Annotated in this window: 19 protein-coding genes; 11 read left to right on the top strand and 8 right to left on the bottom strand. The window is 34.5% G+C overall.

Annotation, left to right across the window (positions count from 1 at the left end; genetic code table 11):
* Positions 1-3: 3 nt before the first annotated feature.
* The 3 genes from MP477_RS13550 (at position 4) to MP477_RS13540 (ending at position 2897) form a co-directional block, all read left to right on the top strand.
* The gene (locus tag MP477_RS13550; protein ID WP_257190830.1) at positions 4-594 is read left to right on the top strand and encodes a hypothetical protein; all 591 of its coding nucleotides are present in this window, start codon (positions 4-6) and stop codon (positions 592-594) included.
* Positions 595-756: 162 nt separating this feature from the next.
* A complete protein-coding gene (locus MP477_RS13545) occupies positions 757-2091 on the top strand; it encodes a trigger factor (RefSeq protein ID WP_230040653.1) in 1335 nt (444 codons plus the stop codon).
* A gap of 119 nt (positions 2092-2210) precedes the next feature.
* Positions 2211-2897 carry a hypothetical protein gene (locus MP477_RS13540; protein WP_257190829.1) on the top strand — a complete coding sequence of 229 codons (687 nt, stop codon included), beginning with the start codon at positions 2211-2213 and terminating at the stop codon, positions 2895-2897.
* Between the two features lie 54 nt (positions 2898-2951).
* On the opposite strand, the gene MP477_RS13535 is transcribed toward MP477_RS13540, so the two are convergent.
* Both MP477_RS13535 and MP477_RS13530 read right to left on the bottom strand, forming a co-directional pair.
* The gene (locus MP477_RS13535; protein WP_257190828.1) at positions 2952-3536 is read right to left on the bottom strand and encodes a DUF3109 family protein; all 585 of its coding nucleotides are present in this window, start codon (positions 3534-3536) and stop codon (positions 2952-2954) included.
* Between the two features lie 6 nt (positions 3537-3542).
* Positions 3543-4448: a DUF6427 family protein gene (locus MP477_RS13530; protein ID WP_257190827.1), complete on the bottom strand. Its 906-nt coding sequence runs from the start codon at positions 4446-4448 to the stop codon at positions 3543-3545.
* 42 nt (positions 4449-4490) lie between these two features.
* Between MP477_RS13530 and MP477_RS13525 the strand changes: the two genes are divergently transcribed.
* Complete coding sequence (locus tag MP477_RS13525) at positions 4491-4724, top strand: hypothetical protein (protein ID WP_230040640.1); 234 nt, start codon at positions 4491-4493, stop codon at positions 4722-4724.
* Positions 4725-4808: 84 nt separating this feature from the next.
* On the opposite strand, the gene MP477_RS13520 is transcribed toward MP477_RS13525, so the two are convergent.
* The 6 genes from MP477_RS13520 to MP477_RS13495 form a co-directional block, all read right to left on the bottom strand.
* Positions 4809-5246 carry a universal stress protein gene (locus MP477_RS13520; RefSeq protein ID WP_230040638.1) on the bottom strand — a complete coding sequence of 146 codons (438 nt, stop codon included), beginning with the start codon at positions 5244-5246 and terminating at the stop codon, positions 4809-4811.
* A gap of 75 nt (positions 5247-5321) precedes the next feature.
* The gene (locus MP477_RS13515; protein ID WP_257190826.1) at positions 5322-7466 is read right to left on the bottom strand and encodes an ATP-dependent helicase; all 2145 of its coding nucleotides are present in this window, start codon (positions 7464-7466) and stop codon (positions 5322-5324) included.
* A gap of 315 nt (positions 7467-7781) precedes the next feature.
* The gene (locus MP477_RS13510) at positions 7782-8387 is read right to left on the bottom strand and encodes a fumarylacetoacetate hydrolase family protein (RefSeq protein ID WP_230040636.1); all 606 of its coding nucleotides are present in this window, start codon (positions 8385-8387) and stop codon (positions 7782-7784) included.
* Between the two features lie 11 nt (positions 8388-8398).
* A complete protein-coding gene (locus MP477_RS13505) occupies positions 8399-8821 on the bottom strand; it encodes a DUF2007 domain-containing protein (RefSeq protein ID WP_230040635.1) in 423 nt (140 codons plus the stop codon).
* Positions 8822-8824: 3 nt separating this feature from the next.
* Positions 8825-9589 carry a 3'-5' exonuclease gene (locus tag MP477_RS13500; RefSeq protein WP_257190825.1) on the bottom strand — a complete coding sequence of 255 codons (765 nt, stop codon included), beginning with the start codon at positions 9587-9589 and terminating at the stop codon, positions 8825-8827.
* 59 nt (positions 9590-9648) lie between these two features.
* Positions 9649-10362, bottom strand: coding sequence for a phosphatidylcholine/phosphatidylserine synthase (locus MP477_RS13495; RefSeq protein ID WP_257190824.1), 714 nt, complete (start codon positions 10360-10362; stop codon positions 9649-9651).
* A 244-nt stretch (positions 10363-10606) separates the two neighbouring features.
* On the opposite strand from MP477_RS13495, the gene MP477_RS13490 reads away from it, so the two are divergent.
* The 7 genes from MP477_RS13490 (at position 10607) to MP477_RS13460 (ending at position 18015) form a co-directional block, all read left to right on the top strand.
* Entirely contained in the window at positions 10607-11353 is a 747-nt protein-coding gene (locus MP477_RS13490; protein ID WP_257190823.1) for a hypothetical protein, read from the top strand.
* 77 nt (positions 11354-11430) lie between these two features.
* A complete protein-coding gene (locus MP477_RS13485) occupies positions 11431-13044 on the top strand; it encodes a glycosyltransferase family 39 protein (RefSeq protein ID WP_257190822.1) in 1614 nt (537 codons plus the stop codon).
* Positions 13041-13982: a glycosyltransferase family 2 protein gene (locus MP477_RS13480; protein WP_306552761.1), complete on the top strand. Its 942-nt coding sequence runs from the start codon at positions 13041-13043 to the stop codon at positions 13980-13982. Before MP477_RS13485 ends, MP477_RS13480 begins: the two co-directional genes overlap by 4 nt.
* Entirely contained in the window at positions 13979-14830 is an 852-nt protein-coding gene (locus MP477_RS13475) for a lysylphosphatidylglycerol synthase transmembrane domain-containing protein (RefSeq protein WP_257190821.1), read from the top strand. The genes MP477_RS13480 and MP477_RS13475 overlap by 4 nt, the downstream gene beginning before the upstream one ends.
* 85 nt (positions 14831-14915) lie before the next feature.
* Positions 14916-16859 (top strand): LTA synthase family protein, encoded by a 1944-nt coding sequence (locus MP477_RS13470; RefSeq protein WP_257190820.1) that lies wholly within the window; start codon positions 14916-14918, stop codon positions 16857-16859.
* Between the two features lie 136 nt (positions 16860-16995).
* A complete protein-coding gene (locus MP477_RS13465; RefSeq protein ID WP_257190819.1) occupies positions 16996-17415 on the top strand; it encodes a DUF2147 domain-containing protein in 420 nt (139 codons plus the stop codon).
* Positions 17416-17517: 102 nt separating this feature from the next.
* A complete protein-coding gene (locus MP477_RS13460) occupies positions 17518-18015 on the top strand; it encodes an RNA polymerase sigma factor (RefSeq protein WP_257190818.1) in 498 nt (165 codons plus the stop codon).
* The last annotated feature ends 1 nt before the right edge of the window (position 18016 follow it).

Raw genomic sequence — 18016 nt, 5'->3', positions numbered from 1 at the left:
AAAATGAACAATTTATTCAATACTAAAAATATCACCAGATTATTAACCGTTTTATTCATTACTTTCTCTGTAATGTCTTGTCAGAGAGATAATGCATCAGAAGAGGACGACCTTCCGCAAGAAGATCTTACCAATATTATTTTACTGGTTAAGGATGTGGCAGCACAAACAACAACAACTTATAATTATAGTGTTGGAGCAGGTGGAGCACAGCCGATAAGTCTGGTAGATGGGAAAACATATGAAGTGGAAGTACAGTTTAAAAATGGAGATGAAGATTCTACTCAGGAGATCAAAGATGCAAAAGATGAGCACTTTTTAGTATTCAACTTTCCTAATTCTGACTTGACTCTTACCCGTACTGATGATGCGAGCTCCACAAGAGCAGACCATAATCATGTAGGTTTGAAAACAAAATGGGTGGTTACTAAAGCCATTAAGAACGCATCAGTACAAAGCCAGTTGATTTTAACGCTTTATCATGAACCTCAAACGGTTTCTGAAGCTTCTGCAGTAAGTGGCAACGGAGTGGTATACGGACAGCAGACCGGAGGTGAAACAGATGCTCAGGCTACTTATGGGATTATCAACTAAACAGACCTTAAGAGAATACAAATTTTAAATATCATATTTCGTAAAACCACTGATCATTCAGTGGTTTTCTACTTTATAAATATTTGAAGGCTAAGAATTTATTTGAAATGAGTTATTCTCATAAAAAATTCATATTTTTGCAACCTAAAATTTTAATCAATAATGAAGGTTACCGCACAAAACCATGATGACGTAAGTTCATTGCTTACTGTAACATTGGAGAAATCTGACTACAAAGAAAAAGTAGAAAAGCAGTTGATTAATTATGCTAAAAATGCGCAAGTTCCTGGATTCAGAAAAGGGAAAGTGCCTTTAAGTATGGTTAAAAAACAATATGAAGCAGGGATTGCATTTGAAGAAATCAACAAGCAAGTTTCTGATGCTTTGAACAGCTATGTTAATGAAAACAAATTAAGATTAGTTGGTCAGCCAGTTCCTCAGCCCGTTAATGAATTAGATTACAACGCTGATAAGATTGAGGTTGCTTTTGAAGTAGGGTATGAGCCTGAGTTTACTATAGATTTAGCTAAATATGAAGCTCCTCACTACAAAGTAGAAGCTTCTGAAAAAGAAATCAACAAGAGTATTGAAAACATGCAGAAGCGTTTTGCTGAGCAGGTTCCTCAAGATAAAATCACTAAAGATTCTTATATCGCTTTAGAGGTTTCTCAGGTTGTGGAAGAAGATGCTGAAGGAGAGCACCACCACCACCCAAAGAATGTTACAGTGACTGCTGAAAACAAAGAAGCTTTCAAATTAGTAAAAGCTTTGAAAATGGATGAGTCTGTAAAAGTTTCTAAAGAAACTCTTGCTGGTGATGAAGAATTAGCTAAAGGATTAGGATTCAGCAAGGAAGAAGTAGAGCATTTACACCACAATGAGGTAGAAGTAAAAGTAAAAGACTTCTATTCATTAAACCTAGCTGAGCTTAACGAAGACTTATTCAACAAAGTATACGGCGAAGGAACAATCAAGTCTGAGGAGGAACTTAAGGAAAAAGTAAAAACTGAATTAGATGAGTATTTCCAACAGAATGCTGATGTTCACTTTGTGAATAAAGTATTGGAGCAGGTAACAGAAAAAGAAGAAGTAAAACTTCCTGAGACGTTCCTTGTAAAATGGTTACTATTCTCTAACCAAAACATTCAGTCTGAGCAGCAGGCCAAAGAAATCTTAGAAGCTGAGAAAAACCAATTAAGATATCAGATCATCGAAGGTAAATTGATGACTGAAAACGAAATTCAGTTAGATTATGCTGATGTATTGGCACAAGCTGAGCAGTTAGTAAAAAATCAATTGGCGATCTACGGAATCCACCACCTTGGGGATGAGGAAATCCAGAAATATGCTGTTGAGATGCTAAAAGATCAGGAACAAGTAAGACAGATCTCTTCTGAAGTAGCTATGGCTAAATTGAAAGATGTTATTCTTGAAAAAGCAACAAAAAAAGAAACTAAAATTTCTCACGACGAATTTTTAGAAGAACTTAAAAAATAATTATATCCAATATAATATTTTAAAACCGTCAGTTTCTGGCGGTTTTTTTATTTAGTGGTGCTCTCGGCGTATGTCGGCCAATATTCATATATTTACCCTCTAAACTTATTATTACATATATGAAAAAGATTATCATTCCTTTTTTCTGCGCTGTGCTGTTCTCAGTTCCGGCTGCTGCTCAGAAGAAAGAGGCAGCTTCTGTTAAAACAGAAGCCACAACATCTAAACTGACCGCTAAAGAAGTAATAGATAATTATTTTAAGGCATTGGGTGGTAAAGATAAATTAGAGGCTGTAAAATCTACTATTACAGATAATACACTGAGTGTACAGGGGATGGAAATTACCATGTCAACTAAGAAGCTAGGGAATAAATTTAAATCTGTTCAGTCTTTAATGGGACAGCAGATGGTTCAGCTTTTCGATGGCGAGAAAGGGTATTTTGATCAGATGGGAAAGAAAACAGATATTCCTGCAGATAAGATTGCTGATTTAAAAAAAGGAAGGCCTGTAGATGCCTTAGCTTTTGATGCTGCTAATTTCCAGTCTGTAACCGTGGAGAATTTGGATGGTAAAAATTATAATGTACTGTCTTCAGACAAAGGTAAATTTTACTTTGATACCACTACAGGACTTTTGTATAAGACTCTTTCCGGTGAAGGAAATGTAACCGTAAAGAGCTATATGACTGTTGACGGAATTCAATTCCCTGCTGAGGTAGATGCTGAAGGAAGAGGCCAGAAAGTGAATATCAAAACAACAAAATTGGTGATCAATTCCGGAGTAACGGACGCTGATTTCAAATAAGAATTTTTACAAAACAAAAGCCGGATATTCCGGCTTTTGTTTTGTAAAAATAATTTAAGAACCATATTCTTTTTTCCATTCTTCAGCGGCTTCACTTAGAACATTATAAAAATCTTCACCATATTTTCTGGTCAATGGTGTTTTCAGGAATTTATAAACAGGAACCTGAAGTTCTTTTCCAAGGGCGCAGGCATCACTGCATACATTCCATTCATGATAGTTTAAAGCAGTGAAGGTAGAGTATTCTGTAATCCTGATAGGATAGAGGTGACAGGAGATAGGCTTCTGCCAGTCTACAGCACCATCTTCATAGGCTTTTTCAATCCCACATTTGGTAATTCCTTTATCATCAAAAGTTACATAAGCACATTCACGGTCCTCCACCATGGGAGTAACATACATTCCGTCGTGTGGATCAGTAGTCCATGTTCCCTGTTCTTCAAGGGCTTTCACTCCTTCCTGAGTAAGATAGGGCTTTACTTTATCAAAAATACGGTCTAAAATCTCAAGCTCGTCTTTATCCAACGGAGCTCCTACATCTCCTTCCACACAACATGCACCCTTACACTTGCTAAGGTTGCAAACAAATTCTTCGGAAAAAATATCCTCGGAAATCAATTTATCGTCTATCTGAATCATAATTTTTTAAAATAAATCAAAAACTGTACCTGCTTTAAAGCCAAGTAAACTGATAATAATAAGCCATAAGCCAGCTTCCCGCATCCAATATTTTGGTAAAAATCTCATCATTCTGCTCAGAATAATACTTGAAGGGAACGCTAAAAGCAACAGATATTCATAATTTGTATTCATATATAGAATAATCGTTACAAGCTGAGCAACGGAAAAAACCAGTAAGAATGTATACTTATATCTGCTTATCGGGCTTTTCTTATTATAATTTTTAAAATGGTCATATACTGCATAAATGAGCATAAGAACAATAGGGGTCAATGGTAATAGCTCTGTATAATCCGTTACAGGTCTCATTCTTCCAAATGGAAAATAATCTATGTTCCATGAAGTAAACTGAACAAAATACATCACCGAAAAATAACTGAATACAATCAGTACCATTCCTAACAGAAACCTGAAAAGGTTTAATCCTATTTTTGCAGATGTAGCCACCACGTGGATGATTACAAAAACAGCCATAGGCCAGGTAGTGGGAAGGAATATAAAATTCAATGCCACAATAGCGCCCACCAATACATATGACTTTTTTCTGATGTCTTCATCCGCACTGGTCAGAAGAAGGAGAAGAAAAGAATTGGTAAGCAGGGAAACTGCAATTCCAATATCTAAATTTCCCGGATAGAGCCCAAAAATAAAAACCGTATACAGAAATAACGGCAAATGAGTTTGATAATTAAGAGCAATACTGTGAAAACAAAAATATCCCAAAGCAATTCCCAGAAAAGTTATCCCTGCAACAATAGCCTCATATGTATTGAGATTCAGTATGTTAAATATTATTACTACTAAAAGAAGAAAACCAATATAAACAGGAATTGAAAAAATATTGCTTTCTTTTGAAAGTAATTTAAACATTTTTTATAAATTTGTACAAAGTTAATTTAAAAAAGGAAAATAATGACGTCTTTCTTTCTATTCTTAAGCAAAGTTTTCAAATGGTCTTTTGGGTTCTTTGAGACCTTTGGTAATGTTTTAAACTGGATTTTATTTATTGTTTGCTGTGTGATGTTTACGTATTGGTGTTATGTGCTGGTAGCTACATTAGGCGGTAATAAAGATAAAGACTATTATTCTCCTACGGAAGGTAAGAATCCTTACTACGATCCAAAAATCTATAAAAAAGAAGGTTAATTAATTGGTTATATAGTAAAAAACCGATCAAATGAAATTATTTGATCGGTTTTTTTATTACTAACGATTAAAATTTAATTTTTTTTAGTCATGGATAGGAAGGACTAAAACCGGAACAGGCGAATTTTTCGTAAGTCCTTTTGTAAGGCTGCCTACAAATACGTCATAAATGCCGCTTCTTCCATGTGATCCCATAACAATATAATCAGCATTTTTATCCTTTGCATATTCAATGATTATATCTTTAGCAAGTCCTTGTTTCAGAAGATGTTCACAATCAATATCATGGGCAATAATTCTCTGCTCAATTTTATTAAGCTGAACAAGTTCTTCTCTGATCTCATTCGCTTCCACTTCCGGAAAATATTGAAATCCCATATCTCCGATCGCAAATCCGATATCAGATGGAGCTACATGAATCAGATAAATTCTACCATTAAGCTGTTTGGCAAATTTGATGGCACCTTCTACCAGCTGTTCTGTCTTATCCCCAAAATCTACGGGTAATACAATATTTATCATAAGCCTTTAATTTTGTTACCTAAAGATAAGAAAAAATTGTTAGAGTTGACGTTAAATTACTTATAATATTAACCTTTATAAAGTTTGTTCTTCTACTTTTTGCCCACAGTATGGGCAATACTGATGAAGTTTTTCCAATTGGCTGTAACAATTTGTACAAATGATTACTTTATCAATGACAGATTTGATTGCAGTTGTTGTTCTAACTGTAAAAGTTTCCGGAATTTCTTTCAGAAAACTTGATTCATTCCCCTTTTCAGTAATTAGGAAAAGCTTGTCTTTAGCTCTTGTAATAGCGACATAAAATAATCTTCTTTCTTCTTCCATTAGAAGATCATGATTGGCTTTTTTTATAACCTGAAATATTCTGTCTTCAAGCCAGATATCAGGAAAACCTCCACTTCCTTCTGTTAAACCGATAATGAAAACAACTTTCGCTTCAAGTCCTTTGGAAGCATGAATTGTCTTGCCTTGGATAGGGATGTTCTTATTTTTAAATTTGTATGTATATGGTGAGAACATTTTATTTCTTCTATAGAGAAATAAAATTTCATCATTGTTTATTCCTTCATCTAACAGCTCTTTAACCTTGTCAATACAGAATTGTATATTGTCTTCTTCAGTATTGCCTGAATACACAACAATTTTATGCTCTGACTTTTTTGCCGCCTGAACATCCTTATCAATTTTAAATTTGTTATGCCTTATAACCTCATTACTTGCACCGACGATATTCTGCGTACTCCGATAATTTAAGTTAAGCTTTATCGTCCTGGCATCTTTAAAGTGATTTTCAAACTCAACAATATAACTAACATTTGAGCCTCTAAATCCATAAATACTTTGCCAGTCATCACCCACGCAAAAAAGTTGCGTATTCTTGGTAAGCAACAGCTTGATAAGCTCAACTTGTAGGTTATTTACATCCTGGAATTCATCCACTAAAATATACTGAAATTTGTTTTTGTATTTGTTTGCAATATCATCTTGATTTTGAAACAAAGAGATACTTCGTGAGATCAGATCATTAAAATCAAGATAAGATTTGTTTGTACAATAACAGTTATATCCCTTTACAATAGGGATAGCCAATTCATAAAAATTTCGGACCCGTTCGTGTTGATCCTGTCCTGCATTTTCTAAAACAGTATCGATATTGATGTTTTCTACTTTAATCATATCTGTTACACGAATGATCAGCCGGATAAAATCCTTTATATTTTCATGGTAGCCATTAAATTCTTCTTTGAAGTTTATGGAAGTTGTTTTGTGAAGATTTGCAGGTAAACGGTTTTTGATAATTTTATCAAGAGTATAATTAATCTGCGCAGAATCTTTCGTCATGCCATCGAAAGTTTTAACAAACAGCAAGTTTCCTTTTTTAAACTGTTCTTCTTTGTTTTTCATGGAATAGCTTTTGTCGCTGACATGTTCAATATATAAATTGGCATCAGGAATATAGAAATCAGGATTGAAATAAAAATCTTTTATATTGAGCCTTGGCTCATATTCAAATTGGATACCATGACGATAAAACCAATCGGCAATGAACTGTTCAGATTTAGAAGAAACTCTCGTTCCGTTAAGGGTTGTAAAATATTTTCCATCTTTTGCTATATACTTAGAACTGAATTCTCTTAAATGGATTTTATCAATAATGTAGTCAAGAAGATATCGTTTAAGTTTTAAAAGATAATCAACGTCTTCACATTGTTCTATTAAAATTTTATGCATTACATCAAAAGTTGCTTCCGGAGCTGTATTTTTTGTTAACTCATCGTCTTCGTCAGGTCTTTCATCTCCGATAATTTTGAATTTGTTATCAAATTCATTGACCCCGTAATTGCGCAGGATGTTATAGCAAAAGCCGTGAAATGTTTTTATTGTTAACCCGTCTATCCACTTATATTTTTTCTGTTGAATATATCGTTCTTTATTTTTATCGATATTGTTTTTTTCTTTGTCTGACAGCTGTTTTTCATATTTACCACTTTTATCAGCTGAAATGATAAGTCGGTCAATCATTTCATTGGTTGCATTTTTCGTGAAAGTAATTGCTAGTATGCTTGAAGGGCTTATCCCTTTTTCTTCAATTAAATAGATGAGCTTCTGTAAAAGGGTTTTCGTTTTGCCTGAGCCCGCACCTGCAAGAACCAAAAGACGTTGGCTGTCACTGGTAACGGCCTCTTGTTGTAAATTATTTAAATCTGTTAAATTCATGAGTTGTATTTTCAGTTTTGCTGATCCTGAAGTAATAGTATTTTACATAAAGTGCCTTTAATTCAGCTTTAAATTAAAATACATATACTTTAAACTAAATTACAAAAAAATGTAAGATAAATACTTTAATTCTATTATGAGAGATTTAAAGTATGGTTGCAAGTGAATCCTAATCTAATTTTTATAAAGATTAAGATTATTGAAGAACACCAAAACAGATTCAGCCCCATCCTGAACGGATGAGGCTGAGATTTTAAGATTTTTCTGATGACAGATAAAACGTATTGTTTTTGTCGAAAAATCGATAGTTTTACTTTATAATATTCGGATATCAAGGATTTTTTCATCCTCAAGATAGGCTTCCAGAATATCGTTTTCCTCTACTTTTCCAACCCCTTTTGGAGTTCCTGTAAAAATAAGGTCGCCCACTCTTAAAGTAAAATATTGAGAGGCAAAGGCGATGATATCATCAATGCTGAAAATCATATCCCGGGTATTACCATCCTGAACCTTCTCTTTGTTTTTAAGAAGGGAAAATGACAATTTATTAAGAGTATAATTCTCTCTCTTAAAGAAATTCCCTACCACCGCAGAACCATCAAATCCTTTGGCAAGTTCCCAAGGAAGGCCCTTCGATTTCAGTTCACTCTGAAGGTCTCTGGCCGTAAAATCTATTCCTAAGCTAATTTCTTCATAGTGCTTGTGAGCAATTTCTTTCTGAATGTATTTTCCTCCTTTTGAAATTTTTACCACTACTTCAAGCTCGTAGTGGATATCATTTGAGAATTCAGGAATATAAAAATCATTCCCTTTTAAAACCGCTGTATCGGGTTTCATAAAAATGACAGGATTATCAGGGATTTCATTCCCTAATTCTTTCGCATGCTCGCTATAGTTTCTTCCTATACAGATTATTTTCATAACTTTTATTTTTAATGGGTAAACTCACTACCACAATAGTAACAATGGTATTGGTTTTTAGGGATTTTTATCGGAATTCCAATAATCAACCAGCTGATCCCGAAAATACCACCGGGTTTTTCATCCTGATAAATATGATTGGAACCACATTTCGGACAGACAAAACTGAATTCCGGGTTTTCAATAGTATGGTCTACCTCCAGCGAATATTCTTCGTTATCTTTATAATCCTGAAGAATCTGTTTCGCCTTTTCCAAATCATTTTCAAAGACCTGAAGCTGAATTCCTCCTACAGCCTGAGAAAGCAGCCAGTCCGACTGGATGAGCTGTTCATTGGCAATGAAGCTGTTAATCCCATTTTCAGCCAATATCTGCTTATCCCTATTGGCTTCAAGGGCATTATCATGAAATCGTAGAAGAATCAGGTTAGCCATTTTTTAAAATTTTCCTGTCAGTTGAATCTTTGTAAAAACTTTCTTGGTATACAATGGAAAATCGGCATTCTGAAGCCATCCGTAGTAGCCAAGATCCTTTTGGAATATAGCTTTTACTCCCTGGCCTTTATATTTTCCAAAGTTGAAAACTTCTTCCTTTTTTTCATTATATCCTATAAAACCTGCAAGATCTGCATTTTTATTATGAAAAGTAAACTCACTTAAAGGAGCTATTTCATTCGGAATATCATCATATTTTCCTATCTGTGCATCAAGTACCTCAAAAGTTGCCATTACATCAGCCTCTGCAGAATGGGCATTTTCTAATGTTTTCCCACAGTAAAACTGGTAGGCGGCACCTAAGTTTCTAGGTTCTTTTTTATGGAAAATTGTCTGTGCATCCACCAGTCTGAATTTGCTGAGATCAAAATCAATTTCTACCCTCAGAAGTTCTTCAGCCAATAAAGGAACGTCGAATCTGTTGGAATTAAAGCCTCCCAGGTCACTTCCGGTAAGCATTTCCATTATTTTAGGGGCAATTTCTCTGAAAGCAGGAGCCTCTTTTACATCTTCGTCATAAATTCCGTGAATTTCACTGGATTCTTTAGGAATAGGCATTCCCGGGTTTACACGCCATGTTTTGCTTTCTCTGGAAGCATCAGGGTTTACTTTGAGAATACAGATTTCAACAATTCTGTCTTTTCCGATATTCGTTCCTGTTGTTTCAAGATCAAAAATACAAAGCGGTTTATGGAGTTTTAAATTCATGTTGATAGTGATAATTTGAATAAGTGATAATATGTATTGATGCCGTCTGGCTTTATTTTTTATTTCAGTTGTCTCTGGAAAATAAGGGATACCAACATGTAATAAATGACAAGTATTGGGATTCCTACAATCCGGAATATGGCCAGAATAGCAACACCTCCCGCTAATAATACGATTTTTGGATAGTTATCTTTTAGTTGTGTGGATTTAAATTTCATGGCCATCATCTTAATCGGGCTGATTAAAAGCCATGATGTAACAATGGTTAATAAAACCAAAAAGAGTTCATTTTCAAATAAAAAGCTGAAAGAGTGGGTTTCTTTAAACGCATAATATAATCCGAATAAAAGCACTGTATTGGTAGGCGTGTTCAATCCTTTGAAATAATACTTCTGTTCTTCGTCAAGGTTAAAGATCGCCAACCGTAAGCAGGAGAAAAGGGTAACCAGTAATCCTATATATTTGATTTCAAAGGGTAAATGAAGCCCGAAGAGTTCGGTTCCAAAAGGCTCCAGTGCTTTATACATCGTAAGCCCGGGAATCAGTCCAAAGCTTACCATATCAGCAAGGGAATCAAGCTGAAGACCGAGATTGGAATTTGATTTTAAAGCTCTGGCTACAAAACCGTCAAAAAAATCGAAGATCGAAGACAAGATAAGGCAAATTGCCGTTGTCTGATAATCTCCTAAAATAAGATGTATTGCACCTATACAGCCTGCAAGTAAATTAGCCAGGGTTAAGGCGTTGGCCAGATTATTTTTTATAAAATTCATAGCTGCAAAAATAAGAAATTAAAACTTAGAATGTTTCATATTAATTTCATGAAACACCTGTTATGCATTACAATTATATAGATGATAATGCTAATTCCCAATATGGAGAGCTTAAAACCATAAAAAGGGAAATTCAAACAATAACCGACAGGATATTCATGTATAATTTTGCTTTCAGAACGGCAATTTATTAGATCAGTGGGATGAATTATAGGATGCCAATTATTAAAATAACAAATAACCTATGGAAAAAAATAGCATTACTGAAAAGAGTTCTACAGAATCTTCTATTGGGGAAAAAGTAAATGATAATAGAAAACAGCTGAGTTTTTTTGAAAAAGTAATTCTCGTCTTGCTTTTGATTGCAATTGCTTACGCGGTGTATGTATTTTTTACAGATTCTTTATACTTTGATCATCTTGTAGAAGAAGATGGGTTTTACGAAGATCTCACCTCTATTTTTCTGTTTTTCACCAGTTTTATACTGTTGATAAAATTTTTCAAATATCAGGGACATTATACGCTGTCATGGAAAATAAGTATTGTTTTAATGATTGTGGCTTTTTTTTTCGGTGGAGGAGAAGAAATTTCATGGGGACAGCGCATTTTCCAAATTCAATCTTCAGATTTTTTCAAGCTAAATAATGCACAGCAGGAGACCAATCTTCATAATTTGGTGATAGGCCATGTAAAGCTTAATAAATTGGTGTTTTCGAATATGCTGTCTATCGGTTTCGGGATTTATTTTCTTGTTCTTCCTATAGTATGGCACAGGGTCCCCAAAATAAAAAAGCTTATAGACAAATTTGGAATTTCGATAGCCAGACCCATTCACCTCCTATTTTTTATCATTGTTACAGCAATTATTCTGTTACTGATTAATCATTCCAGAAAATGGGAAGTCTGGGAATTTGCTTTTGCGCTGACTATGTTTCTTATCGTCTATAATCCACTTAATACAAAAGAAATTTTTTCTAAAGAGAATCATTGAAAATAAAAAACACAAACTATAAAGGAATGTCCTTTAACTATGAACAAATGGATGTACATCAATAAATGCTTTAGTATATGAAAAGTCAGAAACAATTATTTTATTTACTGCTTGTTGCTGTTGCTATCCTGCTTTTTGCCCATTTGGGAAAATTATACGTAGATATTATGGAAGCCAGGAATTTTGTTTCTGCACGGGAAATGGCCGAAGAAGGACATTGGATCTTCACCACCATGAATGGTATTCCAAGATATGAAAAACCACCACTTCCTACCTGGTTGAGTGCCTGGATGGGACAAATTTTTGGTTTTGATAATATCACTGCTTTAAGATTTCCGGCCGCATTATCCTGTATGCTGCTGATCATATATTTTTATAAAATTGTCGATCTTCTTTCAAGGAATACCCATATTGCGCTTATATCATCCCTTGTCTTAGTTACCAATTTTCTGGTAATTTATGTAGGAAGAAGAGCCAACTGGGATATTTATAGCTACAGCTTTATGGTGATTGGGATTTATTATTTTCTTTTAGCCTTGAAAAAGATAAAATCTATTCCTAATTATCTTTTTGCGGGAGTGTTTTTTGGACTTTCTATATTAAGTAAGGGTCCTACAGGCCCTTATGTATTACTTATTCCTCTTATTATGGGGTATGTCATTACTTTTGGAATGCCTAAATGGGTGGACATTAAAGGAATTGCCTTATGTTCTGTCATTGCGGTCATGATTGGGTTTTCATGGTACCTTTATATCTATCTTGCGGATTCTGACACCTTCCTGGCCATTATGAAAAAAGAAGCCTTAGCCAGAGAAAACCGGGATGCAAAACCGTTTACAAGATATTTAAGCTTTCCTGTACAAACCGGAGTCTGGATTTTTTACTCTGTGGTAGGACTTGCTTTTCCAATGGTAAAAAAAAGAGTGAAGCAACCTGAAATTTATATGCTTTTCTTTTACTGGACTCTGTTTTCATTAATCTTACTTTCACTTATTCCTTCAAAAAAAGAACGTTATCTCTTTCCTATGATGGTACCTCTCGCTGCCACTACAGGATATTACCTCCATTATCTCTTTCATAGTTTAGACTTGAAAAAATGGGAACTTCATCTGAATAAGGCCATATTTACGGCACTTGCCATTGTTTCACTGGCTATTTCAGTAGGTATATATTTCCTGCCCCTAACGGTTGAGATCAACACTGTTTTATTTTCTGCAGCAGCTTTCGTTACCTGTGTAAGCCTAGTCTACTTCATATATATAAAGCAGAATTTTCAGTATGCTTTCTGCAGTGTTATAGTGTTAATGATCTATACAGGGATTTTTGGACTTCCTGTCTTGGATAAAATGCTGAGTAATAATAAAGAATTTAAAAGCCTTACCACTATTAAAGCTAAGCTTCATCATGAAAATCTAAGACTATACACCTATTCGGAATACTCACCTGAGGTTTGGTTTAAATATCAGAAGCTTATGCCAGAAATACAGCCTGGAAATCCGAAAACATATCCGGCTGATAAGGAATTTTATATTGCCATGAACTCCAATAAACCTGAATCTTTAAAAACATTGGAAGATTTAGGCTGGAAACCTGTTTATATCGGGGTATTTGATGACAATGAAGAAGGACCTCATTCTAAAAATTATACAGATAGAAAAATCCATTATGTTTATAAAATCATGGCCTTATGATGAATCCAGATAAGTTTTATTCTATTGTGGTTCCTCTTTATAATGAAGAAGAAAATGTTCCGCTGCTCATTAATGCCGTTAAGGATATCATGAAAGAGTACCGCTATGAACTTATCCTGGTTGATGATTTTTCAACAGACAGGACGGCGATGGCTATTAAAAATATGGCTACTTCTGACGTAGTTTTAATAGAACTGACAAAAAATTATGGGCAAAGTTCTGCACTGATGGCTGGGATAGATTATGCTTCAGGAGATTATATTATAACAATGGATGGGGATATGCAGAATGATCCTTCCGATATTCCGATGATGATAAAAAAGATTAATGAAAATGAATATGATCTTGTGATTGGAAAGCGTCAAAAAAGACAGGATAATCTGGTAAGAACCTTTCCTTCCAAAATAGCTAATTTTATCATCAGGAGAACCACGAAACTCAATGTAACGGATCATGGATGTGCATTGAAAGTTTTCAATAGCGAAACAGCCAAAAATCTTGATCTTTATGGAGAGTCCCACAGGTTTATTACACTTCATGCCCATCTTAACGGAGCAAGAATTACAGAAGTACCCATAAAGCATCATGCCAGACAGTTTGGGGTTTCAAAATATGGAATAGGAAGAACTACAAAGGTTATCAATGATCTGATTTTGTTATTATTTAACCAAAAGTATCTCCAGAAACCGATCTATCTATTCGGGAATATAGGACTTGCTACTTTTATATCCGGAATGCTGATCAATATCTATCTGCTTATTGAAAAGTGTATGGGATATTCAATTGGAGGAAGGCCGTTATTGATTCTAGGAATTCTGCTGGTCTTTGTAGGAATCCAGCTTTTTACTACAGGTATTATTATAGACCTTCTTATGAAGACCTATTATGAATCTCAAAAAAAGAGACCGTTTAATATCCGTAAAATATCTGTCTTTTGAAAAAGCTGAAGAAAATAGTCATTACACTCCTGAAGATTGGCGTCAGCCTGCTTCTTTTGTATCTTGTTTTCAGGAAAATCTCATTCTCTGATGCCTGGGACCATATTACAGCCAGTAACTTCCTTTTTTTAGTGCCTGCCCTTATCACTTTTACCGTCTCTCAACTCATTTCATCCCAAAGACTTTTATTATACTTTCATGCAGAAAATTTTCTTATCAATAAGATAGATAACCTGAAACTATACCTTGTGGGGATGTTTTATAATTTCTGTATTCCCGGAGGAATAGGGGGAGATGCCTATAAAGTATATATCCTTAATAAAAAATTCGGATGGAGTGTGAAGAAATTAACCGGCTCTGTATTTATTGACAGGCTTTCGGGGTTATTGGCAATCATCCTTTTAATCGAGATGCTGACATTCTTAATTCTGGATGGTGCATTGAAGTTGTTAATAATTCCTGCGGTTAGTCTTACGATTGTTGCAGCCCATCTTTTTTGTACAAAATACTTTCCCGGGTTCAAAAGAATATTTTCCCGGGCACTGCTGTATTCACTGGGAGTGCAGATTCTCCAGCTTGTTACCATCTATTTTATTTTGAAGTCATTCACCCAGATCGAAGGGGTCTGGATCTATTTTATAGTCTTTCTTATCAGTGCGGTACTCAGTATCATTTCTTTTTCGGGGTTGGGAGTAAGAGAGTGGCTCTTTATGAAGGCGGCGCAGTACTTTACCTTTAATGCTGAAACTTCTGTTTCTACGGCCCTATTATTTTCTTTTATTACAGCTATTGTTGCCTTTATTGGTATCTGTTTCTATAATTTTAAATTTAAAACAGAAATAGATTAATTTTATATTGGATAATTCACGATAAATTTATTATTTGAATATTTTTTTATTTGTATGTAAATAATTTTAATTTCCTTTGCAGGTAATGAAAAAGGGATTTAGAAAACAAGAGATTCTGGTGTTAGGGTACAGGATCTTTTTAACATATTTTTTTTATCAGATTTCCAGATTTTTATTCTGGTATTTTAATAAAGATCTGATAAAAATTGACTCGGTTTCGGATTATATAAAACTGGCGTATCACGGGATAGCTTTTGATACGACTGCAATTTTATATGTCAATTCATTGTTTATACTTTTAAGTCTGCTGCCATTGGTGATTAATACCAAAAAAGTGTTTCAGAAAATTCTATTCTGGATCTATTTTGTGACCAATGGGATTGCTTATTCAATGAATTTTGGTGATTTTATTTACTACAAATTTTCACAGTCGAGGCTTACTTCAGCAGCATTGCAGGTAGCAGAGCACGAGTCTAATCTTTCGAAAACATTCATGATCTCTGTAGGTGAGCATCCTTTTGTGCTGATATGGTTTGTTGTTTTGATGGGATTATGGGTATTTCTATATAAAAAACTGAAAATTGAGGAGCAGAAACCGGCAAAACTATTGCCTTATTTCCTTTCCTCCATCGTCATTTTATGTATTACGGCCGTTTTGGTAGTAGGAGGAATCCGTGGTGACTTTAAGCACAGTACAAGACCTATCAATATGGTAGATGCCAACCGTTTTGTAACCAATCCACTTCAGGGAAATGTAGTTTTGAACAGTACTTTCTCCTTTTTCAGAACATTGGGTACCAATAGTTTTAAAGAAGTTCATTTTGTAGATGAGAAATATATTGAGGAAAATGTGCAGCCTTATAAAGTGTACGACAGGAAAGTAGAACACCGCCCCAATATTGTTATCTTTATTGTAGAATCCTTCGGGCGCGAGTATTCCGGGGCTTTTAATAAAGATAAAAATATCAAAGACTATGTTTCCTACACTCCGTTTATAGATAGCTTAGCAACACAGAGTCTTATTGTTCCTAATGCATTTGCGAATGGAAGACAGTCTATCCATGGGATGAGCAGCGTATTGGCCGGTATCCCGAGTCTTACGGATGCTTTTACAGGATCACCCTATTCCAATCAGAAAATTCAGTCTATTGTCTCGGTGTGTAATGAATTAGGCTATGATACTTCTTTTTATCATGGTGCACCCAACGGTTCAATGGGATTTCTCGGATTTGGAAATATTTTAGGATTTAAACATTACTTTGGAAAGACAGAGTACAACCATGATGAAGATTTTGACGGTATGTGGGCTATATGGGACGAGCCATTCCTTCAGTATTTTGCTAAAAATGTAGGAAAAACACAACCTTTTATGACTACCGTGTTTACGGCTTCATCTCACCACCCTTTTAAAATTCCGGAAAAATATCAGGGGAAATTTAAAAAAGGAAAAATAGAAATGCATGAACCTATTCAGTATACGGATTATGCTATAAAAAAATATTTTGAAACAGCTAAAAAACAACCTTGGTTCAATAATACAATTTTTGTTTTTACAGGAGATCATACCAATCAGGTGTACTATCCGGAATATGAAAAAGCCATGAACCGTTTTGCTGTTCCGCTGATTTTTTATTCTCCCAACCCTGAATACCAGCTTAAGGGAGAAAATCCAGAGACGGCTCAGCAGATCGATATTTATCCCACTTTAGCAGACCTTATCGGCTATAATAAACCTTTAAGAAGCTGGGGAAGAAGCTTAGTAAGTGAAAAAAAGTATCCCTCTATTGTAGTTAATTCCGACGGAACTTCAGAGCAGTTTATTATTGGGAACTATATCTATCGTTTTGATGGTAAAGAGATCATAGGAGTGTATGATAAAAGTGATCTGGGACTTGAAAATAATTTGATAGGTAAGCTTAAAACTCCTGAAATAGAAAAAGGAAAACAAACGGCAAAAGCCTGGTATCAGGATTATATGAATAGAGTGATCAACAGAAAACTGAGTGAGCCTAAAAAGACAGCAAGGTAGGACACTAATGAAAATAAAGAAAGTTTCTTACGTTTTATGCTTTGTATAACAAAAGTTTTTGTTTGTTGAAAATTAATTTATATTTTTATCAATACGTAGGAAAGACTACGGTATCAGAATTAAAACGATAAGAAATATGAAAAAACTGTTATTAACATTCGCGCTTTCACTATTCAGTGTGCTTTCATTCGCACAGATAGAAGGCAAATGGAAAACAATAGATGATGAAACCAAGCAAGCTAAATCTATTGTAGAAATATTTAAAAAATCAGATGGAAAATATTATGGGAAGGTTTCTCAGTTACTTGTAAAACCAGCTGATCCGAACTGTACTTCTTGCAAGGATGACAGAAAAGGTAAACCAATTCTGGGATTAGAAATCATCAGAGGATTGAAAAAAGAAGGTGATGAATTTACAGGAGGAAGTATTACGGATCCTAAAACAGGAAAAACCTACAAATGTACCATTACAAAAAGTGGAGATAAATTAAATGTAAGAGGTTACTTAGGATTATCTTTATTAGGAAGAACCCAGGTTTGGGAGAAAGCTAATTAATTTAAGTTTAAATAGAATTTTAAGACGGCATTTCAGAAATGGAATGTCGTTTTTTTTTGTAAAAAAACTGTAACGAAAATGAAATTTCCCCACTTATAGGGTATGAGTGCAAAACAGGAGAAATTATTTGTGGATTTTTTTAAACCCAATCAAAAATTAATCCACAAGATATGTAAAATATACACCGATAATACTGAAGATCATGAAGACCTTTTCCAGGAAATCACCATACAGCTGTGGAAATCATTTCCTGGATTTAAAGGGGAATCTAAATTTTCTACCTGGATGTACCGTGTGGCGCTTAATACTGCAATTACTTTATTCAGGAGCCCCGGAAACAGAAAAATGAAAACCGTAGAAGTGGATGTCTCATCTCTTACAATTGAATATCAGAATTATGAAGATGATGAACATCAATTGAAAAAAATGTACGAAGCAATTTATAAACTTTCTGATGTGGAAAAAGCCTTAATTATGTTGTATCTGGAAGATCGGCCTTATAAAGAAATAGGTGAGATCCTCGGAGTAACAGAAGGAAATGCAAGAGTAAAAATGAACAGAGCAAAGAATAATTTAAAAACCAAAATAAGCATACAATAAT

The sequence above is a fragment of the Chryseobacterium sp. WG23 genome (genome assembly GCF_024586575.1).
Taxonomy (GTDB): Bacteria; Bacteroidota; Bacteroidia; order Flavobacteriales; family Weeksellaceae; genus Chryseobacterium.
Note: the sequence above shows the minus strand (reverse complement) of the source record. Positions and strands in the feature narration are given on the sequence as shown.